Origin of the sequence: Streptomyces sp. NPDC101227, assembly GCF_044767545.1 — a bacterium.
GTDB lineage: Bacteria > Actinomycetota > Actinomycetes > Streptomycetales > Streptomycetaceae > Streptomyces.
In genome coordinates this window covers 1-23,102 of the sequence record NZ_JBIWOD010000022.1, presented here as the reverse complement: position 1 = coordinate 23,102, position 23,102 = coordinate 1, and the positions used below count along the sequence as shown (strand labels likewise).

Here is a 23,102-nt window from a genome sequence, read left to right as displayed (position 1 = left end):
GACGACCCGAGGGGCCGCGCGCTCACGCGGCAACGTCCTCAATCGTTATGCGGAACTAATGGGACGAGCGATGTTTTCTGCGGCATAAGCATTTCCGCGTGCCTTGACGGACTCGTGAGGCCACAGGAAGCTGAGCCGCCCCCCACGGCAACCTTCCTCTTTCACCGATGGACTGCCCATGCGCCCGCTTGTTTCCGCAGGCACGCTCACGGCCGCCGTGGCCGTGTCCCTGCTGCTCACTCCTTCCGCTTATGCCGCCGCCCCCGGCGACAACGGCACCGTGAAGATCCACGACGCCACAACCGGGGAGGAACTCCGCAAGAACGAGCCTCACGTCTGCACCTTCTATCTCGACGCCTTCGGGTTCGACGACGGCCAGCAGGTCGACTGGCACATCGAAGCCTGGGCCCCGACCGCCCACGTCAAGGGCGAGACCGTGAAATCCGGGGCGCTGAACCTCGACGGCGAGGGCCACGGCCGTTCGCAGGACCTGTCGCTTCCCGACGGCCACTACAAGCTGTTCTGGAACTTCGACGGCGAGCACGGCCGGGCCAAGCACAAGGTCTTCTGGACCGACTGCAAGGACGCCGCCCAGCCCGGCGGCGGCAAGCCGTCGGCATCCGCCGCACCGTCGGCATCCGCCACCCCCTCGGCTCCGGCATCCGCCACCCCTGCACCCGCCGGGGCCACGCCGTCCGCCTCCGCCGCGGCGGCCTCCTCGCCGTCCCCGTCCGCCCCCGGCGGCGACCTCGCCGAAACCGGCAACGGCGCACCCGTGGGCCTGCTCTCCACAGGGGCGGCCGCGCTCGTCGCGGCCGGCGCCTACCTGGTCGTCCGCCGCCGTAAGGCACAGCAGCAGAGCTGACCCGGCCTGGCCGGTGCCGTGTGCCACGGCCTCCATGGCCCGTGCCCCCGTGCCCCCGTGCGACCTGGACCGTCCCAGGCGCACGGGGGCACGCACGGGCCGCCCATCTGCCACGTAGTCAGCAACCGACCAGCACCCATGCCTCCTGCCGCCGTATCGAGTGTCCTGTGTGCACGGGCGACGAGACCGCGATCGATCTCAAGGTCGGGCAGTGAAGCCGCTCGCCGTCAGCTCTCCGGCGGCCCCGGGCAAGCGGGGTCAGAAGAGACACTTTCCCGGCTGCCGCGCTTCGATCGCCGCGTCACATTCAGCGGCATGATCAATGCCCCGAACACAACCTGCACAGCCACCATGACCAGCAGCATGCTGGGCGGGGTGAAGAGGAGGTATGACCACAGCGGGATGAGGAGAAGGAACGTCGCGCGGAGCCTGAAGGACCCCGGTGCCTCCTTATGCCTGTGATGGGCGATCAACACCAGGACGAGCAGGGACTGGCCCGCCTGCCTGAGCAACGGCTGCCACCCGTAGGCCGCATACTCCACGAACGATTCCCAGAAGGGAACGCGTGTGGGGTTGTCCGACGTGGTGGACACGAGAGGGCGGTCGGCCAGCGCGGAGATGAGCAGCCACCCCGCCACGAAGGTGATCGTGTACCGGACCCCGCAGCGAACGAGCCAACGAGCCGTGGAGTCCGCAACCATTCCCTGGGCATTTTCCGTCACTTTCAGCAACTCCGTACGCATTGGCCGTCGATCCAGTCACGTAGAAAGTGCCTCTGAGCTGCAACGATAAGACGTGCTGGGGGTCTTGTACGTGGCAGTGGAAGAGGCACTTCCAGGTGAAGAACAGTTACGGGCCGCGTCCGCGTGTCCGCGTCGCGGGCGGCGGTCGTGGGGTGGTCATCAACTGCTCGGCGTTGTTTGGCCGGAAGCTACGGATGGGGCTTCTCGGTGTGGTCGGTCAAGGCAGGATCTCGATGTAGCCGTCGGTTCCGTGCACGCGGATCCGCTGCCCGTCCCGGATCAGCCGGGTGGCCTGCTCCACGCCCACGACGGCCGGCAAGCCGTACTCCCGGGCGATCACTGCGCCATGGGTCATCAGTCCGCCCACCTCCGTCACCAGGCCCGCGATTGCGACGAACAGCGGCGACCAGCTGGGGTCGGTGAAGGGTGTGACCAGGATGTCGCCCGCTTCGAGATCGGCATCCGCCATGTCGAGGATGACGCGGGCCCTGCCCTCGATGGTCCCGGCGGAAACCGGCAGGCCGATCAGGGCGCCGGCCGGCGCGTCGTCGCGCCGGTACGCCCCGGTGAGGGCCTCACCGTCCGAGGTGAGCACCCGGGGCGGTGTGAGCGCGTGGTGCGCCCGGAACTCGTCCTTGCGCTGCTGGATGAGCCCGGCATCCACCTGGTGCGAGCGCACGACGTCGTGGAGTTCCTGGAAGGTGAGGTAGAAGGCGTCCTCCCGCTCCGGAAGCACATCGGCCTGCACGAGGCGCTCGGCCTCCGCCAGCAGGGCCTGCTTGTAGACGAAGTAGCGGCTGATGATGCCGTACTTCGGGTACTCCCGGTAGCCGATGAAGGTTCTGACCCGGTCGATCATCCGCTTGGCCTCGTCGGCCTTCCCTTCTCCGTCCGGCAGGGCCCGCAGGCGGGACAGCACGTCCTGTTCCTTCTTCAGCGCCTTCTGCCGGCCTTCCTCGAAGCGCCGCTCGGCGGCACCCGGCTCGAAGTTGCTGACGTTGTCGAGGATCACGGGCACGAGCGTGGTGGGGCGCTCGCGCCAACGTGGCCGCGTGATGTCGATCTCGCCGACGCAGCGCATGCCGTACCGGTCGAGGTAGGCCTCTATGGCGTCGCGCGCTTCGGTCCCGCCCGCGAGCTTCGCCAGCTCGTCCAGGAAGGCCTCGTCCTCGACGTAATCGACGCCCTGCAGGAACGCCACCACCTCCGCCTGCGGGCGGATGACGTCCGCGACGTCGAGCAGCGCCAGTCCCATCTCTGAGGTGATGTTGTCGGGGGCGGACAGGGTGAGCGTGTCAGCCGCGTTCTTCTCGCCCAGCCACTCCTGCAGCTTGTCGTTGAGCCACCACGTGGCCTCCATCCCCGCCATGATCGCCTGAATGCTCAGCGGATCACTGAGGACTCGCTTGTGCTCCTCGAAGGCCTCCAGCAGGAAGTCGAACAGCGCCGGTCCGCTCTTCGTCCGGATGTCGCGCTCCAGGGCGGCGATGGACACCTGACTGCGCTCGATCAGCTCGGTGACGATGGCCGGATCGGTCTCGATCGGGGCGGGGGCGCCGCCGGCCGGTGGCCCGCCGGGAACCAGGTCCGGGAGCAACGGGACGAAATCGTCACGGTCGAGGACGGTTTCCAGCGCGTCCCTGACCAGCGGATCGCCCTTCCCCATGAGCTCCAGGAGGCCGGCGCGGCTCGCGGGCGAGGCCAGGCGCCGGGTGACGTCGACGAACAGTCTCCCGCCGGCCTCGTGCATCGCCACCATGGCCGTCAGCTGCCACATGGAGAATCCCAAGGGCTTCATGGGGTCGGTCATCATCTGCTGATGGCCAACGGAGACATAGACGTGATTCTCCTGGTCGCCTGTCTCGAGGACGGGCACAGGGACGGGGACGGGGAACAGTGTCGTGATCGGCCGGCTCTGGACGATCTGGAAGCCATCGTCGACCAGGCACCATTCGATGTCCTGCGGGCGGCCGAAGTGCGCTTCGATCCGCCGCCCGAGCCGTACGAGCCGCACGACCTGGTCGTCCGTCAGCGCCGGCTGCTCCTGCCGCTGCGCGTCGATCGCCACTTCCTGCGTACCGCCGGCCGGCAGGGCGTGAACGGCACGCTGTTTGGCGGCGATGGACTTGGCGACGATCTCGCCGTCTCGCACCTTGAAGACGTCCGGGTTCACCAGGCCGGATACCAGAGCCTCGCCGAGGCCGAAGCCGGCGTCCACGGTGGCGACCTTCCGGTTGCCCGTGACGGGGTCGGCCGTGAACAGGATGCCGGCCGCATGCGGGAAGACCATCTGCTGCACGACCACGGCCATGTGGACCGTACGGTGGTCGATGCCGTTCCGCTGACGGTAGGTCACGGCCCGCTCGGTGAACAGCGAGGCCCAGCACCGGCTGACGTGCTGAAGGATCGCCGTCGGCCCCACGACGTTCAGGTACGTGTCCTGCTGGCCGGCGAAGGAGGCGGTCGGCAGGTCCTCTGCCGTCGCGCTGGACCGGACGGCGTAGGCGCCTTGCTCGCCGAGCCGGGCGAGCGCGCGGGTGATCGCCGCCGCGAGATCGCCCGGGATGGCAATCCCTTCGATGGTCCGACGAATCCGCGCGCTGAGCGTGCGGATCGCCTCCCGGTCGTCCGGGTTCAAGCGCGACAACTCATCGAGCCGATCGTCGATCGACGGCGCTTCCGCCATGATCCGCCGGAAGGCGTCCGTCGTCACGCAAAAGCCACCCGGCACGCGGATGCCTTCGATCCGCGACAGCCCGCCCAGGTGCGCAGCCTTGCCGCCAACGACCGCGACCTGTGTCTCGTCAACCTCTTGAAGACCCAACACGTACTGCTCCATCACTGCGATACCTCCGAGGCAGCCGTGCTGCGTTGCACTGCGGTGGCCGATCGAATCACCGGCGCCTTCCACTCTGCCGAACCTCTTGTCGAGCACGTCCTCATCCCTGGTTGCCGTCCCTTCGACGAGTCGGCCGGCCGCTCCGCCCTCGACACCATCACACGCACCGTCGTGCCCTCATTTCCGCAGGTTGTGGCCTCGGCCGATGATTCTGCGCCGTGACCCGGGTCTTGCCGCAAGCCCCCCGGCGCGCTATAAATTGAGAGTGGCAAGGAGAGTGTTCTCCTTGCCTTTGCCTTTTCCCGTCTGCTGGGACTGACAAGATCTCGCGAAGCGGTGGCGCGCCGCGTACGGGCACACGTCGTTGGCCCAGGCGGATGGCCCCCACGCCCCCCGCCCAGATCGTGGCCCGGCTGTCCCGTCGCCGACCAGGCCCGCCTCCTGTGCGCCACTTAGCCTCACGCTTTCGCCGGGCTTGGTGTCCGGCAAATGAGCGGGCAGCCAAAACTGGCCAGCGCGATATCGGCGGCGCTTGCGCCATGGCGCTAGCCGCGCGCAGTGCACGATCCGGGGACGATCCCGCTGGATGTCACGCTCGCGACCGCTCTCGCATCGGTCGCCCAGGAGCCGGCCGCCGGCCGCCTGACCTCCCCGAAGGCCGGGATCTGGGGGCGGGTGGAGTTGCACCGTCCGGGCGCGTGCATGCACTGCACGCCCCCTGTGTGCATCGCGCCCCGGTAGGCATGTCGTTGCCGCGTCGCGTTCGTCGTACTTACAGTTTGTGGCGCGGATTCAGCCACTTAGGGCAACCTCACTGGGGCCCCTGCGTACGAATCCGTGCAGGCGCCTGTCAACTCAGGACACCTCACAGGGAACAGGAGTATGAGCATGACGTACGAGCGTCCCACCCTCACCAAGGTCGGCGGCTTCCGCAAGGTGACGGGGCTCAAGAACACCGGCCCGAAGGACCTCCTCGGCGGAAAGCAGCTTCTCTGACGCGACCGCCGCTGAACTGCTGAGCAGTTCGCGCGGCATGCCGGCAGGCCATCGGGTGGCGGCGTCCAGCCGCCACCCGATTCTTTGCTCCTGGAGCCACCCCGACGACCGAAGGCCATAGCCGTGGATGAATTCCTGTCCCTCAAGGCCCTGCGCACCTGGTTCGTTGTCCTGCCCGATACGGACGCGGCGGCCGTCCTCGCCGCGAAGGCCCGTTCCCACGCGGCTCAGAGCTTGTGCCACGCGTCCGGAAGGCCCTGGCTGGTGGGCCGTTGGGCATCCGAGACGATCGTGCTGGGCGAGCGCGGCGGAACCCGCGTCGCGGTGCTCGGGGAGCACGCCGTCACCGCCCGGGATGCCGAGCGTGCCGCGGCAGAGGCGGTCTCGGCGGGCTCCCTCGCGGCGCTGGACCGGAGCAGCGCCACCTGGACCGGTAGTTTCCACCTCGTGGCCAGCGGGGGCGGGCTGGTCCGGGCGCAGGGCGGCGTCGTCGACCTGCGACGCGTGTTCCACGCCGACGCGATGCTCCCGGGCTCCGGCCGCGTGAGCGTGGCGTCCGACCGGGCCGATGTCCTCGCCGAACTGACCGGCGCCGAACTGGATGAACGCCGCGTTGCTCTTGAGCTGCTCACCTCGGGCGTGCCTTACCCGCTGGCCGGCTCCCCACTGTGGCGCGGTGTCCATGCCCTGCCCGGGGGCCACTACGTGAGCCTCGATTCGGGGGGACGGGCCCGGACGACACGTTGGTGGACACCGCCCGACCCCGATGTCCCCCTGGCAGTGGGCGCCGTGCGCCTGCGCGAGGCGCTGACCGCCGCCGTCGACGCCCGGACCCGGGGCCGCGACCTGGTGACGGCCGACCTGGGCGGGCTGGACTCCACCGCCGTGTGCTGCGCCGCGGCGCGCGGGACCGCGAAGGTCATCGCGTACACCGCCGCCGTCCACGACGAACTCGGTGACGATGTGTACTGGGCACGGCGGACCGTCCAGGCGCTGGAATCGGTCGAGCACCACGTCGTACCGGCCTGGGACACGCCCATGACCTTCGACGGCATCGACAAGCTCCACGACATCCTGGACACGCCCAGCATGCTCACCGTCGACCGCAACCGCCGGATGCACATCGTGGCACTGGCGGCAGGCCAGACATCCGGCCTGCATCTGACCGGTCTGGGAGGCGACGAGCTCCTCGCCGGAACGCCGGCCCGCCTGCACACACTGATGCGCACCCATCCCCTCACCGCGCTGCGCGATGTACGAGGGTATGGCGCCAAGTACCGATGGCCCCGGCGGAAGGTGCTGCGCCAGCTCCTGGACCGCCGTTCCTACCAGGACTGGCTCGGCCGTGTCGCCCGGGACCTGACCGAGCCGGCGCCGGGCGCGGACGAGCCGCTGCTGGACTGGTCCGTGCCACCCCGTATGCCGCCCTGGGCCACCCCCGAGGCCGTTGCTGCGGCGCGCGAACTCCTCCGCGCCCGCCTCCCCGACGCGGAGCCGCGGGGCAGGGGGCACGGCGAGCACCGCGAGCTGGCCGCGATGGAAGGCATCTCCCAGTGGACCCGGCACATCGGGCAGATGGCGGCGCCGCTGGGGATCACCGTGGCTGCTCCCTATTACGACGACCGCGTCATCGAGGCGTGCCTGGCCGTCCGAACATCGGAGCGGATCAGTCCCTGGCGGTACAAACCGCTGATCGTCGAGGCCATGCGCGGCATTGTGCCGGAGGCCGGCCGCACCCGCGCCACCAAGGCCAACGCCACCTTCGAGGAGGAGACGGGACTGCGCAAACACCGTGCCGGGCTGCTGGCGCTGTGCGAGGAATCGCGGCTGGCCCGGCTCGGTCTGGTCGACGAAGGGATCCTGCGCGAGTGGTGCCGCCGGTCCCTGTCGGCGGAGGCGGAGAGCTATCAGCTGCATGCGACCGTAGCGGCCGAAGTGTGGCTGCGCTCCCGGGAGATGACCCCGGCACGGCCCCTGACCAGCAAGGAGAGGTGAATCGATGGTCACGTTGAAACCCGGTGTTCTGCTCACCGAGACCGAGTACGGAATGGCGCTGCTCGACCAGAAGAGCGCCGAGTACTGGACCCTCAACCCGACAGCTGCCGTCGTCCTGCGCACGCTGCTCGACGGCCGCGGCACCGAACAGGCCGTGGAGGCTCTCGCCAGGCAGTACGAGGGCGCCGACGCGGATCAGATCGCGCAGGACGTCACCGGCATCGTCGACGACCTGCGCTCCGCGGGCATCATCACGCCGTAGCCGCCCGGGCGGCCACGCTCCACCCTCCCCATTCGCCTGCCCCCTCCGTCCGCCGGGAAGAGGTACGGAATGTCGATGCCGGAAGCGGTTGCCTACCACCCCCGCTCCGTCCCCATGGCCCGCCGCTGGGCGGCCCGGGCGGTGGTGGGCTGCGCACATGTGCTGGCCACTCTGCCACCGGGCCGCATCCGCTCAGTCCTGGGGAGGCTGCGCCGAGGGGCGAAACCCGCCACGCTCGCCGAGGCCGAACTGGCCCGGCAGACGGTGCTCGCCGTGAGCCTGACGGCCGCGGGGAACAAGGGGTGCCTGCCACGGTCCCTTGCCACCGCGCTGCTCTGCCGCTGTTACGGCCAGTGGCCCACCTGGTGCGTGGGCGTGCGCACGCGCCCGCCGTTCGCCGCGCACGCGTGGGTGGAGGCCGAGGGGGAACCCGTCGGCGAGGGCACGCCGGCCGGCTACTTCCAGCGCTTCTTCGCCGTGGAGTGAGGCGGTGACGACGGCACCTCCCGCCGGCACCCGCCGCGCCGACGACGGGACCCGCGTATCACCCGACCTGGCGGCCGACTCCGATACGGTTCGAGGCCGTTGGTTCGGACACCTGGCTCTCGCCGGACATCTCCGTCCGCAGCGCGGGCGCATGCTCGCCGGAGTACTGCTGGGCCTGCTGGGCAGTCTGCTGGGACTGGCCCAGCCCATGGCTGCCAAGCGCGTGATGGACACCATGGGGCAGGGGCAGCCGGCGGCCGGCCCCATGGTGACGCTCAGCCTGCTGGTAGTGGCGGGCGGGCTCCTCGCGGGGCTCGGCCACTACGTACTGAACTGGTCGGCGGAGTCGGTCGTCCGCACCGCCCGATGCCGACTCGCCGACCGGCTGCTGCGGCTGCGGGTGCCGGTCGTGGAACGCACCGAACCGGGCGATTTGATCGCCCGGGTCACCTCCGACACGGCGCTGCTGCGGCAAAGCGCCCCCCAGGCGGTGTCAGCCGCGGTCACCGGCACCCTGGTCACCGTCGCGACGGTCGTGATGATGGGGCTCCTCGACCCCGTGCTGCTCTGCGTGACGCTTGCCGTGATCGCGTTGGTCGGCGTCCTCGTCGCCTTCGTGTCCCCGCGTATCGGCCGTGCCACCCGGCACACCCAGGAAGCGGTCGGCCTGATGGGAGCCGCGCTCGAACGGGTCCTGGGTGCCTTCCGCACGGTCAAGGCGTCGGGCGCCGAACAGCGGGAGGCCGAGGCGCTGCACCGGGCGGCCGAGCACGCCCGCCGCACCGGGGTGCGCGCCGCCGCCTGGGAGGCGGTGTCCTCGACCTTGTCAGCGGTGGTCATCCAGGTCTGCTTCCTGGCCGTCCTGGGAGTCGGCGGCGCACGCGTCACCTCCGGCGCCATCGGCGTCTCCACGCTCGTCGCCTTCCTCCTCTACCTCTTCGCCCTCGCACCCCGGATCGGCCAAGTCGTCGAAGGAATCGGCCAGCTCCAGATCGGATCGGCCGCCGCCGCCCGCATCCGGGAGGCGGAGGAGCTGGAGATCGAGGAGCTGGGCGAGGCGGAGAGGGAGGGGGGCCGGGCCGGGGGACGGGAAGCGTCGTTCGAGGCCGAGGAAGCGACGGTCATGAAGCCGGACCTGCCCCCCGCTCCACAAGAACGGGGGTCACTCCTCGCCACGCGTGAACGGCACCCGCTCCCCGCCACCGTGACGTTCGATCAAGTCCGCTTCGCCTACCGGCCGGGGCTCCCCCACGTCCACCACCAGGTCTCCTTCGCGGTCCCCGGCGGCGGCCTGACCGCGATCGTCGGCCCGTCCGGTGCGGGCAAGACCACCGTCTTCTCCCTCATCGAACGCTTCTACGAGCCGGAGGGCGGACGGGTGCTGCTGGACGGCAGGGACGTGCGGCAGTGGCCCCTGGCCGAACTCCGCGCGGCCATCGGCTATGCCGAACAGGACACCCCCGTCCTCGCGGGCAGCCTGCGCGACAACCTGACCCTGGGATCCGCCGACGCCGGCGATGCGCAACTCGCCCAAGTCCTGCATCAGGCCCGGCTCGACACGGTGGCGGACCAGCTGCCCCACGGCCTGGACACCCACGTCGGCCACCGGGGCAGCAGGCTCTCCGGCGGCGAGCGACAGCGCGTGGCGATCGCCCGCGCCCTGCTGCGCCGGCCAAGACTCCTGCTGCTGGACGAGGCCACCTCCCAGCTCGACGCGGCCAACGAAGCGGCGCTGCGCGAGACCATCACGGAAGCCGCACACCGCACGACCGTCCTCGTCGTCGCACACCGTCTGTCCACCGTGACCACCGCCGACCGGATCGTGGTCATGGAGGCCGGGCGGGTACGGGCAGTGGGGACCCACACGGAGCTGATGAGGAACGACGCCCTGTACGGCGAGCTGGCACGTACACAGCTCATGAACCACTAGGTCGTGTCCGATGGGTCAGAGTCGGAGGGGCGGCGGCGTCTGGTGCACTGCACTCGCTGCGCTCGTTCCGTCTCGGCTCTTCATCAGCCGAGCCGGGCGCGCCCTGGCGACAACGGTGATCGTTTGGCGCCCTGGCCTGCGATTTGCCCCAGGCCAGGGGCAGTGTGCGACAGTGGGTGAACCGGTCGGCCGGGCGCGCGGGTGCGCAGCCGCCGCCGGTACCCCCAACCCCAGACGGACGAGCCCGGCCGCGCCCTTTGCGCATCCGGCCCGCCCGCGCACGCCCCATGTACCGACGTCCTTCCTCAGAGAGCGATGCAGGCAACGCCCCTCCTCGTACCCCGGACCGCAGAGCTGTTCAACCAGGGCCTGGAGCACCGGACCGGTTCCGCCCTGCTGCGTTTCGGCGCCGCTCGGCAGCGCTCGGCCGACCGGATCGGCTGGTCCGGTGATGCCGCCGCCGCCTGGCTCGACGCCGCCCGTGGCCATGTGTGGAGCGTCGGCGAGCCCGATGCCGCCGCGGGCCTCGTCGTACGCGCCGCGCACGGGATGCCCGACCGGGTGCGGGAGTTCACCGGCCCCCGCGGCATCGACAGCCTGGTCGGCCGACACCTCCCGGTGACCGGCGCGGTCGAGTGGGTGTTCCGCTGGACGCTGGAGGAACCCGCCGTCCACCGGGCCGAGAACCGGGTCGTCCCGCTGGATGAGGGCCACCACGAGGAGCTCTTCGCCTTTCTCAAGGAGCACAGCCCGGCACACTCCACCGGCCCCGGATCCGTCGACGTCCGCCTGTGGGCCGGCATCCGCGCCCCGGACGGAGACGGGCGATTGGTGGCCTGCGGCGCGCTCAGCACCCTGCGGGACAGCGGCGCCCCCCTCATGGCATCCGTCGCGACGGACGCCCGCCTGCGCGGCCAGGGTCTGGGAGCGGCCCTGACCTCCTGGCTGACCCGGTACGCCGTACGCCGCCACGGCTTCTGCACCCTCTGGCAGCTGGCCGACAACACCCCCGCCGAGCGGCTCTACACCCGCCTCGGCTACCGCAACGAGGACCCTTGCGTGGCGGCGCGCCTCGCCACGCACTGACACCCCGGCTTCTTCATCAGAAAGCTGCCTCGCGCGCCAGCTTCTTCAGTGTCCGCGTGAGTGTTTCCACGTACGCAGGCATGACGTCCCGGGCCTGGGGTGTGTCGGTGTACAGCAAGTTCATGTACAGACCGGTGTCGGACCGGTGCATCCACGAGCCGTAGCCGTTGGTCCGCGAACCCCACACGTGTTTCCTCGCGTTCCGGGACACGTGGTGCTGCGCTCCGGGCGACCGCCGGTAGTCGAGGTAGGAGAAGACGTTCACGGGATACGGCCAGAGGCCCCTCTCGTACTCCTCCGGGGCCAGCAGCTCCCATGCCTTCACGAAGGGAACGTCTATGTGCTGTTTCATCTCTTCGGTCGCGGCGCGCACATGGGCCATGACGGCCGTGAAGTCCAGTCCGTCCGCCACGGGAAAGGCGAGGGGCACCGGATTGACGAACCAGCCCATGGTGTGCGCGTAGGGACCCCGGCCACGGTTGCTGACCGGCATGAGGCAACGGTAGATGTCTGGTCCGCCCTCTTTCCTGAGAGCGACGCCGACGGCGGCCAGAAGGCCCATGAAGAGCCTCCCCCCGGCGGCACGGCACGCGGCCTCCAGGCTTTCGAGCTGGTCGGCGTCGAGGAACTTCTCCGTTTCGTTGACCGTGGGGTACAAGCGGTCAGGCTCCACACCGAGATCCAGCGGGAACCGCGGGAAGAATTCGCCGTTATCCGCGATGAATGCCTTCCAATAATCCAGCCGCGCGTCGTCAGCGTCCATAGCGGCGTTCTGGCGGCGCTGCTCGCGGTTGAAGGCGAGGTGACTACCGGTTTCCGGGAGAGCGGGGGCGCGGCCGTTCGCGTACGCCTCGTAGGCCTCCGCGATGTCGTTCATGGCGATGGGCGTGGACAGCCCGTCGGTCACCAGATGGTCACAGGCAAACCAGATCGTGGCGGAGGTATCCCTGATCACCGCGCCCATGACGATCAGGGGCCAGGACAGCGGGTCGACCAGCTGGAACGTCTGGTGCAGGCGTTCGCGCACTCCGGCGGAGGAGTCGACGAACCCCAGGTCGTGCTCGTCGACCTGCACGTCGTCCGGTTCGAGGACATCGCAGGACACGTCGCCGCCAAGCTGCTGGAAACTGGAGCGCAGCACGTCGTGCCGTCGGGCGAAGTGCAGCAGGGCGGCGCCAAGAGCGTTACGGTCTACGGGACCGGGAAGGTCGAAGGTGCCGGCAATGTAGAAGCTGGCGGCTTTGTTCGCCCTACGGACATCCTGGGCGACGGTGAAATGTTTCGCCTGGTTGTAGGCCGTGGGTTCGCCCGATGGGGACGGTCCGGCGATGTCGACCCTCTTCGGAGAAGTCATCCTCCATTCGAAGAGGTGCCCTGGGAGGATTTCCACATTCTCGATGGATACCTGGATCATGCAACTCCTTGTCGTGTCGGTTCCCCTTGGCGCGAACTGCTGACGAGTTCGGCGAAGGCACGGCACCGTAACCACTCGTTCGGCAAGGAGACGCAAAGCGCCGCACACCATCCGAAGGTCAGCATTCCGGAATTCCGCTAACGCCAATCCGGGGCAGCCGCGACGTCACTCAGCTGGGCGTGGGCCCATGCGCGCAGGCACAGCTCGCCCGCGCGGATCGGGGTCCACCGACTCGCACTGAGGGGTGGTCACTCGCAGTAGCGCGCTCTGCCACGCTGCGGCCCGGCAGCTGCCGGTCTCGCAGCAACGACACGGCGATACATCTGCTCCGGACCGCTCGTTAGATGAGCAGGGAACGACCGCGGTGCGAGAGGCGCCGGGCGCTGCCATCGGTCGAGTCCACCACTCGGACGTCTGCCGTAGTTGCATGGGCGCATCGCGGCGCAATCCGGGTGGTGGAGCTGTCGGAGCTGTTCGGTGAAGGCTGGTGCGTGACTTACGGCTTGCCGGCCACGCCACCGGCGATGCACCGCTGGGCTGCGTTCAGCTGCTTGAGTCGCGGGCCGTCCGGCCACCAGTCGACGCACTGCACCAGGCCTGGGGCGACGATCTCCAGACCGTTGAACAGCTCCTCAAGCTCGGCCCGGGTGGAGAAGGTGCCACTGCCCATCATGCTGTGCAGGAACATGTCCTCCATCTTCCGGGCGGTCGCGCTGTACTCGTCCTCCGGGTCCAGGAAGTGACTGATCGCCACGTAGGAGCCGGACGGCAATGCCTCGATGTAGGCGCGCATGATGTCCTTGCGGGAACGCGCTTCCTCGCCGTTGTAGTGGTGCAGCGTGCCCATGTGCAGCAGCGCGATCGGCTCGTTCCAGTCCAGCTTGGACCGCACGACTTCGTTCTGCAGCAGCCTCTCCGGCTCGAAGATGTCCTCGCTGACAATGACGGTGCTCTCGTCCTCCTCCAGCAGCGCGCGGCTGTGGGCCAGCACCAGTGGGTCGTTGTCCACGTAGACGACCCGCGAGTCCGGGTTGATCCGCTGCACCACTTGGTGGGTGTTTTCTGCGGTGGGCAGGCCCGAACCGCAGTCCAGGTACTGGGTGATGCCGCTTTGGCCGGCCAGGAACCGGCACGCGCGGATCAGGAAGGCACGGTTCTCGACTGCCAGGTCCGCGGCCTCCGGAGCGGCCTTCTTCACACTCCGGACCACCTCGCGGTCCACCTCGTAGTTGTCGGTGCCGTTGAGGAAGGCGTCATACACCCTGGCGATACTGGGTTTTGTCGGATCGATATACGAGGGAACGCGCTTATCGGGCGTCGCACTGGACATGGTGCCTCACAGGCAATCTCGACGATCGGACGGGCATCGCGCAGCACGATGGTGTCACTGCGTGGCGAACGGGGTCGGTCAGTCAGTGGACTCTTATCCGGCGAAAGCCCTGAATATTGCAGCGATCGCCAGCATGGGGCAGGTCTCGCTCATTCGTGCGACCTGCAGCAACTCTCTCGCATGCCAGCGCGACCACCCCCGACCGGAAGGCCCCGGTTCCTCTCCACCGACGGAGCGGGGTGAGGCTGGGGCAAACCCTTCATCCAGTGCATATGCTCTGGCAGTCGCAGATGCACGGTAGTGAAGGTCGTCCGCGCCGTCGTGTCGGACGGGACTACGGACTACGGGCTATGGGGGGGCGCACGGGTGGAGTCAAGGCCAGCGCGGTGGGTGTGGAGCCGTCCCGAGGACGAGGCCACCTACCGAAACGCCGTCCGCCGGCTCACCGCCGAGGATGCCGTGCTCAAGGCCTATGTGGGCCAGAGCCGGACTACCGGCGTGGGCGAGGCGCAACTGACGGAGGAGTTCCACACTGCACGAGTGGTCGGACAGGTCCTGAATGCGGGATATCGGGAGTACGACGACTACCAGGACGCCGTGGAACAAAGAACCATCGCGGTGGAGAGGTACGAGCGGACGCCTTCTTTACCCGCAAGGCTGCCGCAGCTGGTCATGCTGCAGGCCTTGCGTTGGCAAGTCGCCTTCATGCGGCGCCAGTGGGCGAAGTCGCTGTCCGCCGCGCTGTCGTCCCAGGTACGGCCGACACTGCGGAGACTCATAGGCGAAAGTCACGAAACCCTGCTCGTCACTCCCGATCTCTTAGGGCTCATCGAGGTACACGACCTGCGCTATGTGGTTCCGCACCGAGAGTTGCAGAGCTTGGGCACGAAGATGGGGCTGATGGACGGCGGGACCATCGCGATATCCGGTCCGCGCGGGGTCGGGAAGAGCACACTCCTCAAGGCGTGCGAGCAGAGCTGGTCCGCTGCGGACCTGGTCGTTCCGGTACAGCTCCCGGCCGCCTACGTACCCCAAGAGTTTCTGCTCTCGCTGTTTCAACAGGTGTGTGAGCGGTTCCTGAAGCTCCACGGGTACAAGGTCGACTCTTCCTTCCTCTTCCTGGTCAAGCTTCGGAAGCACCTCACAACACGGCTGCGGAACGCACTGTCTTACTGGGTCCGGCTGCTGGTCGCCGTACTGCTGGTGGCCGTTGCATTTGCGCCCGTTGCGCATGCACTGCGGGTTTCACTCGGGGGCAGCGTGTATACGTGGCTGTCCGACGCATGGGGCGCGCTATCGGGAACCGCCTTGCGGCTGTGGAGGGAGCACGTCTGGCTTACGCGCATCCCGCTCGCTGCGCTGGGGCTCTCACTGGGTGCCACGCTGCTGAAGCGGCGCCGCAGGTCGCCCCTCCTCAAGGAGTGTGTCAACTACCTGTACCACCTGCGGACACTCCAGAGCACCAGTCTGGCCGCCAACGCGGGCCTCACCCCCTTCCCTGCCGGGAATGTGGGGGCCGGCAGGACGACCACCCTCTCGTCGCGTACGTTCACCCTTCCCGAACTGGTCACCCACTTCCGGGAGTTGCTGGAACGCATGGCACAAGAAAGACGTGCAGCAGCGGAAGCGCAGAACGCGGTCGGCAGGATATTCATCATCATCGACGAGGTGGACCGGATCGGCACGGCCGAGAAGGCGCGCGCCTTGCTGGCCGAGATCAAGGCCGTCTTCGGCATACCGAACGTGTACTTCCTGATCTCCGTGGCCGAGGACGTCGGTGCGGACTTCATCGGCCGGGGCCTCGCGTCCCGGGACATCCTCGACAGCTCGCTCGACGACATCGTCCACGTCGAGCCCCGGACGCTGGAGGAGTCACGCGGCATCCTCGAGAACCGGGTGCCCGGCCTGACCGCGCCCTTCATCGCGCTCGCGCACTGCCTCTCCGGAGGCATCACCCGCGACCTGATCCGGTACACCCGCAGGATGGTGCAGATTCCCGATCAGCCCGACGCCCGTGGCAGTCAACTGCCCGAAGTAGCAGGGAAATTACTCGAAGAGGAACTACGGGAGACCCTCATGGGGTTCCGCGTACGCCTCGCCAGAAATGGCGTCGAGGGCGGCTGGGAAGCACGGTTCGACCACATCCGCCGGACGGTCCTGCGGCTGCAGGAGCAGTCCGTCCACGGGCAGGCGTCCCGCACCTACGACGCAGTCGAGCGGCTGATGACCGCGAGCGCCACGCCGCCCGGAACCGCCCTGGGCAGCGAGCCCGGAGAGCAGCAGCCGTGGGCAGAAGTCGCGGCCTATTGCGACTTCATGCTGACCCTCCTGGGCTTCTTCACCAGCAGGCAGTTCCCCACCTCCGACGTGATCCAGTCAGTAGGTCCTGACGGGAATCTGCAAAGGCTCGCCGAAGCACGACTCGAACTGGCGGTGTCACCCGCCGGCGCACGACTCGTGCTTCAACGCTTCCGAGAGGCCTGGGATTCGCCGCCTGCCCGGGGATGGCCCGCCTGACGGGTCACCCTGCTTCGTTGGGGGATCTCGCCGGTGCCGGCGTCTTTCAGGCGACAGGGTGAGAAGTAAGAGCACCCGAGGTGGCGTGGAGTTCGATCGCGCGTGCGGAGCCGGCCCCGTTCGTGGCAGGATGCTGCCATGTTGATCAGAAAGGGCGATGCCGCGTAGGCGCCCGAAGGCCGTCCGCGCTGAGCGATGGCGGCCTCACAGACATGTTGTAGTTCGGCGGATCCGTGGCGTTTCCGCGAAGACACATGCCGCTGTTCGCCGTGTGGAACATGAGCGGATGTGGCCTGACGCGGTTGCTGACGCACTCGCCCGTTTCGAGTGGGCGTTCAAGCACCCCGGCCGTTATCTGAACGCGTCCCAGGTCTGGCAGCCCGGGCGGGAGGTGGAGGATGCCCGCGATGATCTGGAGGAGGCCATGCTTCACCTCCCGCGCGGTGCCCGGCGTGATCTGGGCCGGCTGATCGCTCGCATCGACGACGAGTTCGAGCGTCGCACTCTGCCGGACCCTGGGCCGGTGAGCGAACGGACGGTCGGCGGCTGGTGGTGGTCAAGGATCCGCGAGCACTGATGCCGGTCACGGAGCCCCATGCGTGGTGATCCAGCGGCCAGTTGTTGTTCCGCTCGGGCTCGGGTGATGGCGAGGCGGTAGGGGTCGGTGCCGGTCTCGATGATGTTGCCGCCGAAGGCCCCGTCCCGTGCCAGATGTTCCTGCGCCCGGCCAGGCGGCAGTCGACGAAGCCGAGCGGCATGAACCCGAGGGAGTTCAGGCCGAACGCGAACGAGTAGCCCTGCGGTGAGAGCTCGTAGACGCCCCAGCAGGTCGGGCCGTTCTTCGTCTTGACCCCCTGGGGACAGAACGAGGACACGTTCGCTGCCCCTCAGTCGATACAGAACTCGTTGCCCTCGATGTCCAGCATCGGGATACACGAATCATTGCCGTCGTACAGCGTTTGCAAGTGGACCGCGCCGAGCGGGACCAGGCGGGCACGTTCGGCCTCAAGTACGGCGAGACGCTCCTCACCCACGAGTCCGGTGCCGACCCGCACATCAAGATGCACCCGGTTCTTGGCGGCCTTCCCTTCGGGGACGCGCTGGAAGTACAGTCGCGGGCCCACACCTGAGGGGTCTATGCAGGCGAACCATGAATCCCGCTGCTCAGGTGGCTGCGAACCCTTGAAATCGTCCCAAGTGGCGAACCCCTCCGGGGGCGGCGGTACGACGTACCCCAACACCTCACACCAGAAACGAGCGAGACGCTCAGGTTCGGCGCAGTCAAAGGTGACTTGGAACTTCCTGATCGTGGCCATCGGAGCACCGTACCAAGGGGACTTGGGACTCCGCCGATCAATTCCCCAGGGGGCCCCGCACCCCCGTCGCCCCTTGGCCAGCTCGGACACCTCGGACGCCAAGTGATCAAACCGGACGGTCTGGCACGGCCGCTGATCCCGGTCACGTCAGCCGCTCCCGCATTCGCGGCGGGAGCGATCGCGCCGCCCGACCAGCTCAACATGCGCGCTGCGAAGAGCCCGCGAAAGGACGGCACCGCCAATGGGGCCGACGCCCCGCACATGCCTCCGGCGTCCCGCGAACTTCAGGCCGTCGAGGGGCTGTGGCCGTCTGACGCGATCACCCCGCGCTGCGCGGGTTCGTCGGCTGACCGCCACCCGTGGAGATCATGCGGGCACAAGGCATGGTCGACCCGCTCATGCGCCGCCTGCTGAGCCGCACCACGTCCTGATGGCATCCCCAGCCCCGGCGAACCGCCAGGCCGGACAGGCACGTCTGCCGAAGCATGAAGATCATTACTGAGCAGGTCAGTGAGCCGGGCCTACTGACCCGCTCGGCACACGCTACTTGGCCGGCTTGCCGGGCTGGTCGTGGGTCGAGCAGTGGATGCCGCCACCGCCCGAAGCGATGGTGTCGATCTTCACCTGCACGATGTCGCGCTTGGGGAACTGATCCTGCAGGATCCCCTTCGCCCGGTCGTCGGCCCGGGCGTCGCCGAAGCGGGGGAGGAACACCGCGCCGTTGGCGACATAGAAGTTCGCGTAGGTGGAGACGAAGGCGTCGCCCTGACCGGTGATCTTGTCGAGGTCGGGCTGGGGCAGGTCGATGACCTCCAGGTACTTGCCGCGAGCGTCTGTGGTGTCCTTGAGTACCGACCTGGCCTGGTCGGCCGCGCGTGACCAGACGTCGGGGGGACTGTCGGGGAAGGCACGGTCCACGAGGACGACACCTGGTGCGGTGAACCGGGCGATGCTGTCGACATGCGCGTCAGTGATGTCCTTGCCGCGCACGCCGGCCAGCCAGATCACCTTCTCGATGCCGAGGCTGCTCTTGATTTCGGCCTCGATCTGGTCGCGGCTCTTCCCTGGGTTGCGGTTCTTGTTGACCACCGAGCTCTCGGTGATCAGCAGGGTGCCCTCGCCGTCCGTCTCGAAGGAGCCGCCTTCGGCGACCAGCGGGGCCTTGGTGCGCGGAATGTCGTACTTCTTAAGGAGGGTGCGGCCGACCTGGGCGTCGTAGCGGTGCTCCTGCTTGTTCCCCCAGCCGCTGAAGTTGAGGTCGACGCCCAGGATCCCGCCGGAGTCCTCGACGAACAGGGGCACGGTGTCGCGCGCCCACAGGTCGTCCACCATGAGGGGGATCGCCTCGACCTGGGAGCCGCATGCCTGCTGTGCCGCGGCCTGCTGTTCGGGACGGGCCATCATGACCACGGCCTCGTACTCCGCGATCGCGCGGGCCACGCGCGCGATATCCGCCCGGACGGACGGCAGTTGATCACCCCAGACCGACTCCAGGGCCGGCCAGGACATGAAGGTGCGGGTGTGGCTGTCCCACTCGGCACCGAACCGTCGGCCCGTCGTCTTCTGTGAGGCGGAGGGGGAGGTGTTCGGGGTGTCGCGTGGACCGCAGGCCACCGCTCCTAGGGCGAGGGCGCCAATGCCGGCGAAAGAGCGCAGGACATTGCGGCGGGGCATGGGGGGATGGGGCACGGAGAACTCCGGAATTCAAATGATGAGCCCGTATCCAGGGAGAACTGATCCTGAATTAAGGGCCCTGAGGATGAAGGGTATGCGAGGGGTGAGGCGATTCCGGGCAGGTGCGGACGTGCGGCCGGCTACGGAATGGGCTGGTGCATGGTGGAGCAGTGAATTCCACCGCCGCCGCCCATGAGGCGGTCGACATCCAACTGGACGACCTCGCGACCGGGAAACGCCTCGGCCAGGGTCCGGCGGGCCGCGGCGTCCGCCCTTGCGTCGCCGAACTGGGCAGTGATGACACCGCCGTTGACGAGATGGAAGTTGAGGTACGAATCCACGAACGTCGAGCTGCGCGAGCGTACGGTGTCCGGCCCGTCCACGCGGATCACCTGGAGGCGCCGCCCCTTCGCGTCGGTCGCGGCGGACAGGATGGCGAACTGCTCGCGGGCGTCCTCGGCCCAGACGTCGCGCCGGTCGCCCGGCGGAACCTGCACCATGACGACGCCGGGGCTGACGAAACGGGAGGTGACGTCGATGTGGTTGTCGGTGATGTCCCGACCTCGCACACCGGGAACCCAGATCATCTTCTCGGCACCGTAAGCCGCCAGTACGGCCTCTTCGATATCGTCCCGGGTCATCCCGCGATTACGGTTCTTGTTTACCAGGCTGCTTTCGGTGGCCAGCACCGTGCCGTCGCCATCAGTTTCGATGGAGCCGCCTTCCCCGACAACATCCGCCTCGGTGAAGGCGATTCCGTTCAATTCGGCGATGGACCAGGCCACTTCGGCGTCGTCGTGATGCGCTTGCTTGCGTCCCCACCCGTTGAAGTTGAGGCCGACGGCATCGAGGTTCCCGCGGCCGTCGCACCGGAAGACGGCGCAGGTGTCACGCATCCAGAGATCGTCCGTGGGGATCGAGTCGATGACCGTGACGTCAGCGCCGCAAGCGGCCTCCGCGGCCTCGACGGTGGTTTCGTCCGGCGCGCACATGATCACGGGCTCGTATGCCGCGACCGTGCGGGCGATAAGGGCGATGTCCTGTTGGACACCCGTCAGGTGGCGGCCCCAGATGGACCTTCGCGAGGGCCATGACATCCAGGTCCTGGTATGCGGAACGTCGTCGGCCGGCACGCGCCAACCGAGGCTTCCCGCGCCATCGGGCGGAGCCCCGTGCGACGGACGTGGACCGCGGAAGGCATCGAGCGGCCACTTGCCTACGGGGAGTTCGCTCATGGGGGCTCCACATCGGATTCGTGAGTTCGGGCGGTCGTTGACCGTCGGGTCCCGTTCGGACCAGAGGGGAAAGCGGTCCCGTCACTGTCGTCCGGAGACGTTCGCGTCGATGACGCCTGCGGTGAGATCGGGTACGGCCACACCGCCTACACCCCTCAGTGCGGTCGAGGCGGGGCGTAGTGCGTGAGTCCGGGCGCGCCAGAAGAAGCCCGGTATCACTGTGCCCCCACTGTGGCACTGACTGGATTTTCAGTCAACTTCCGAGGCGTGTGTCCCCTGCCGCCCCCTTGCGAAGGTCAGCTCTGCGTGTTCCGGGCGAGCTCGCGCTCCAGCGCGGTGGCCACATGCGCCCTGGCCTCGGCAGTGGTGAGCAAGCCGGCCAGCCAGCGCCCGCTCAGCCCTTCCACCAGGGACGTCAGTCGGACCGCGGCGGCCCGCGAGTCGACGGACGCGCAGATGCTCCCGTCGTCCTGCCCGTCCGCGATCAGCTCGGCGACGTCGACGAGCCAGCGCTCGGTCAGTGACGCGAGGGTCCGCCGCAGCCCCTCCTCGAATGTCGCGGCGGCACGCACCTCGCCCCAGACCGCGGAGTTCTCCCGCACCGTGGTGTCGTCCTGGAACTCCGCCGCCAGTAGCGCGAGCAGCAGATCGCGGACTGGAGTGTCGTCGCCTTCCGCGATGCCCGCATAGCTTTCGGCCCGGTCGTTGACGTACTCAAGGGCGCTGGTGACCAGGCCCCCGCGATCGCGGAAGTGGTAGTAGATCAGCGTCTTGGAGACGCCCGCCTCGGCGGCGACGTCTTCCACACGCAGCCCCCGGACCCCTCGCCGGGCTATCACTCGGCAGGTTGCTTCCAAGAGTTTGGCTCGTCGAGTAGTCACATTCGTACCGTAACCACTGGGCTCCGATGGGGGCTGACGGACCGTTCGACGGGAGTGCCCGCCCCTAGTGGCGGCCCAACCGCTCCAACTCCGCGTCGATGGCGTCCAGCACCAGCTCACGAGCGTGCTCCAGAGGCAGGATGCCGCTGAGCCAGCGCATGCTGAGCCCTTCCACCAGAACCGTCAGTCGCTCGGCGGCGACGGTCAGGCCGGAGGCGGTGGCCATGGGACGTATCCGGCCGAGCAGTCCGGCGATCTCCTGGACCCAGACCAGCGTGGCCTTGGCCAGGTCCTCTCGCAGGTGGGGTTCGAAGATGGCGCTGGCGCGCAGCTCTCCCCACGCCGTGCTGTTCTCCCGGACGGCCTCGTCGTCCTGGAGTTCCAGGAGCAGGGTCTGCTCCAGCTCCTGCCGGGGGGCGAGGGGGGCGGCGGCCGGGTCCCGGTCGGTGGTGTAGCTCCCGGCCCGGTCGTTGATGAACTCCAAGGTCTGGCGCAGGATGCCGGCCCGGTCCTTGAAGTGGTAGTAGATGAGCGCGGTGGACACGCCGGCCTCGGCGGCCAGCTCGTCGACTCGCAGTCCGCGGACCCCCCGCCGGGCGATGACCCGCGAGGCCGCCTCCATGATTGCTGTTTTACGGTCACTCACGGTTACTCACCTTAGCTGGCCCTTCTTGCTCTGCTTCTCAGCATTATATTGACTGAAACTTCAGTAAGCATCGAGGGTGCCGGGCGTCCGAGCATCCCGGCCCGCTGCCCACCTTCGCGGCTCTGGCCGCCGACGGTCCGGAGGAGATCGGCAGGTACCGGCTGCCCGCCCGGCTCGGCTCGGGCGCCATGGGCACGTGGCGCCCTCTACCTCCCTCCCCCGAGAGACCAGGTACCCAGTCGCCCAGCCCAGACCTCTCTCGCGTATTGACTGAATTTTCAGTCAATGGCAATCTGCAGGCCAGACGACGCTGCTGACCTGCCACAGAAAGCGACGCAACCATGCACAAGGACGCTCCGGCCGACACGCCGGCCCCGAACTGCTGCCGGGAGCCACGGCCATGCGACTGACTCCGACGGAACGCGACCGGCTGTTGTTGTTCGGCGCCGCCGAACTGGCCCGGGCACGACATGCGCGCGGCTGCCGCCTGAACGTGCCAGAGGCGACGGCTCTGATAGCCGACACGGTCTGCGAGGCGGCCCGCGACGGTGCCCGGCTCGCCGAAGCCATCACGGCCGCCCGCAGGACGCTCGGGCCCAGCGATGTGCTTCCCGGCGTGCCCGACATCGTTACCGAGATCCACGTGGAGGCGGTATTCGACGACGGATCGAGGCTGGCCGTGGTCAGTGATCCGTTCCAAGGTGGCGGACTCGGCGCACACGCCCCGGGTGCAGTGCTGCCTGGGGCCGGGGCAACGGCCGGGCCCCAGCCGGTCCGGTTCGTGGCCGTGCGCAACACCGCGAGCGTGCCGATCAGCGTGACCTCGCACTTCCACTTCTTCGAGGCCAATCCCCGGCTGGACTTCGACCGCGGCGCGGCCTACGGCA

Annotated in this window: 20 protein-coding genes and 1 pseudogene; 11 read left to right on the top strand and 10 right to left on the bottom strand. The window is 68.4% G+C overall.

All coding sequences use genetic code 11. The features are described 5' to 3' along the window. Nucleotides 1–178: 178 nt before the first annotated feature. Nucleotides 179–865, top strand: a complete 687-nt coding sequence (locus tag ACIRPT_RS35150; protein ID WP_403834805.1) for a hypothetical protein — start codon at nucleotides 179–181, stop codon at nucleotides 863–865. Nucleotides 866–1,092: 227 nt separating this feature from the next. On the opposite strand, the gene ACIRPT_RS35145 is transcribed toward ACIRPT_RS35150, so the two are convergent. Then, complete coding sequence (locus tag ACIRPT_RS35145) at nucleotides 1,093–1,608, bottom strand: hypothetical protein (RefSeq protein WP_403834802.1); 516 nt, start codon at nucleotides 1,606–1,608, stop codon at nucleotides 1,093–1,095. Between the two features lie 217 nt (nucleotides 1,609–1,825). Next, nucleotides 1,826–4,450: a rifamycin-inactivating phosphotransferase gene (gene rph / locus ACIRPT_RS35140; protein ID WP_403834799.1), complete on the bottom strand. Its 2,625-nt coding sequence runs from the start codon at nucleotides 4,448–4,450 to the stop codon at nucleotides 1,826–1,828. Here rph and ACIRPT_RS35135 point away from each other — a divergent pair. The 7 genes from ACIRPT_RS35135 (at nucleotide 4,373) to ACIRPT_RS35105 (ending at nucleotide 11,202) form a co-directional block, all read left to right on the top strand. Then, on the top strand, nucleotides 4,373–4,669 hold the full coding sequence (locus tag ACIRPT_RS35135) for a hypothetical protein (protein ID WP_403835042.1): 297 nt from the start codon (nucleotides 4,373–4,375) through the stop codon (nucleotides 4,667–4,669). The genes rph and ACIRPT_RS35135 overlap by 78 nt on opposite strands. A gap of 666 nt (nucleotides 4,670–5,335) precedes the next feature. Continuing rightward, nucleotides 5,336–5,443, top strand: a complete 108-nt coding sequence (locus ACIRPT_RS35130) for a keywimysin-related RiPP (protein WP_403834796.1) — start codon at nucleotides 5,336–5,338, stop codon at nucleotides 5,441–5,443. 123 nt (nucleotides 5,444–5,566) lie between these two features. Next, nucleotides 5,567–7,438: a lasso peptide isopeptide bond-forming cyclase gene (locus ACIRPT_RS35125; RefSeq protein WP_403834793.1), complete on the top strand. Its 1,872-nt coding sequence runs from the start codon at nucleotides 5,567–5,569 to the stop codon at nucleotides 7,436–7,438. A gap of 4 nt (nucleotides 7,439–7,442) precedes the next feature. Further along, on the top strand, nucleotides 7,443–7,700 hold the full coding sequence (locus ACIRPT_RS35120; protein WP_403834791.1) for a lasso peptide biosynthesis PqqD family chaperone: 258 nt from the start codon (nucleotides 7,443–7,445) through the stop codon (nucleotides 7,698–7,700). Between the two features lie 69 nt (nucleotides 7,701–7,769). Then, entirely contained in the window at nucleotides 7,770–8,186 is a 417-nt protein-coding gene (locus ACIRPT_RS35115) for a lasso peptide biosynthesis B2 protein (RefSeq protein ID WP_403834788.1), read from the top strand. Nucleotides 8,187–8,337: 151 nt separating this feature from the next. Then, a complete protein-coding gene (locus ACIRPT_RS35110; protein WP_403835028.1) occupies nucleotides 8,338–10,116 on the top strand; it encodes an ABC transporter ATP-binding protein in 1,779 nt (592 codons plus the stop codon). A 315-nt stretch (nucleotides 10,117–10,431) separates the two neighbouring features. After that, nucleotides 10,432–11,202 (top strand): GNAT family N-acetyltransferase, encoded by a 771-nt coding sequence (locus ACIRPT_RS35105; RefSeq protein ID WP_403834785.1) that lies wholly within the window; start codon nucleotides 10,432–10,434, stop codon nucleotides 11,200–11,202. Nucleotides 11,203–11,218: 16 nt separating this feature from the next. Here the strand turns inward: ACIRPT_RS35105 and ACIRPT_RS35100 are convergent, their stop codons facing one another. Next, a complete protein-coding gene (locus ACIRPT_RS35100; RefSeq protein ID WP_403834782.1) occupies nucleotides 11,219–12,616 on the bottom strand; it encodes a condensation domain-containing protein in 1,398 nt (465 codons plus the stop codon). Nucleotides 12,617–13,112: 496 nt separating this feature from the next. Continuing rightward, a complete protein-coding gene (locus ACIRPT_RS35095) occupies nucleotides 13,113–13,946 on the bottom strand; it encodes an SAM-dependent methyltransferase (RefSeq protein ID WP_403834780.1) in 834 nt (277 codons plus the stop codon). A 459-nt stretch (nucleotides 13,947–14,405) separates the two neighbouring features. Between ACIRPT_RS35095 and ACIRPT_RS35090 the strand changes: the two genes are divergently transcribed. Next, nucleotides 14,406–16,463: a P-loop NTPase fold protein gene (locus tag ACIRPT_RS35090; RefSeq protein ID WP_403834778.1), complete on the top strand. Its 2,058-nt coding sequence runs from the start codon at nucleotides 14,406–14,408 to the stop codon at nucleotides 16,461–16,463. Nucleotides 16,464–16,749: 286 nt separating this feature from the next. After that, nucleotides 16,750–17,040 carry a hypothetical protein gene (locus tag ACIRPT_RS35085; protein WP_403502712.1) on the top strand — a complete coding sequence of 97 codons (291 nt, stop codon included), beginning with the start codon at nucleotides 16,750–16,752 and terminating at the stop codon, nucleotides 17,038–17,040. A 32-nt stretch (nucleotides 17,041–17,072) separates the two neighbouring features. On the opposite strand, the pseudogene ACIRPT_RS35080 reads toward ACIRPT_RS35085, so the two are convergent. From ACIRPT_RS35080 to ACIRPT_RS35055, 6 genes and pseudogenes are all read right to left on the bottom strand, one after another. Further along, nucleotides 17,073–17,156 (bottom strand): annotated as a pseudogene (locus ACIRPT_RS35080) (AAA family ATPase); the annotation flags it as partial. 194 nt (nucleotides 17,157–17,350) lie between these two features. After that, a complete protein-coding gene (locus ACIRPT_RS35075; RefSeq protein ID WP_403834774.1) occupies nucleotides 17,351–17,779 on the bottom strand; it encodes a VOC family protein in 429 nt (142 codons plus the stop codon). A 543-nt stretch (nucleotides 17,780–18,322) separates the two neighbouring features. Next, complete coding sequence (locus tag ACIRPT_RS35070) at nucleotides 18,323–19,453, bottom strand: agmatine deiminase family protein (RefSeq protein WP_403834772.1); 1,131 nt, start codon at nucleotides 19,451–19,453, stop codon at nucleotides 18,323–18,325. A gap of 140 nt (nucleotides 19,454–19,593) precedes the next feature. Further along, complete coding sequence (locus ACIRPT_RS35065) at nucleotides 19,594–20,688, bottom strand: agmatine/peptidylarginine deiminase (protein WP_403834769.1); 1,095 nt, start codon at nucleotides 20,686–20,688, stop codon at nucleotides 19,594–19,596. Between the two features lie 296 nt (nucleotides 20,689–20,984). Further along, nucleotides 20,985–21,569: a TetR/AcrR family transcriptional regulator gene (locus ACIRPT_RS35060; protein ID WP_403834766.1), complete on the bottom strand. Its 585-nt coding sequence runs from the start codon at nucleotides 21,567–21,569 to the stop codon at nucleotides 20,985–20,987. A gap of 64 nt (nucleotides 21,570–21,633) precedes the next feature. After that, nucleotides 21,634–22,191, bottom strand: coding sequence for a TetR/AcrR family transcriptional regulator (locus ACIRPT_RS35055; protein WP_403835025.1), 558 nt, complete (start codon nucleotides 22,189–22,191; stop codon nucleotides 21,634–21,636). A 424-nt stretch (nucleotides 22,192–22,615) separates the two neighbouring features. Between ACIRPT_RS35055 and ureA the strand changes: the two genes are divergently transcribed. Beyond that, nucleotides 22,616–23,102: urease subunit gamma (ureA, locus tag ACIRPT_RS35050; RefSeq protein WP_403834764.1), on the top strand; the 487-nt coding region annotated here is incomplete at its 3' end.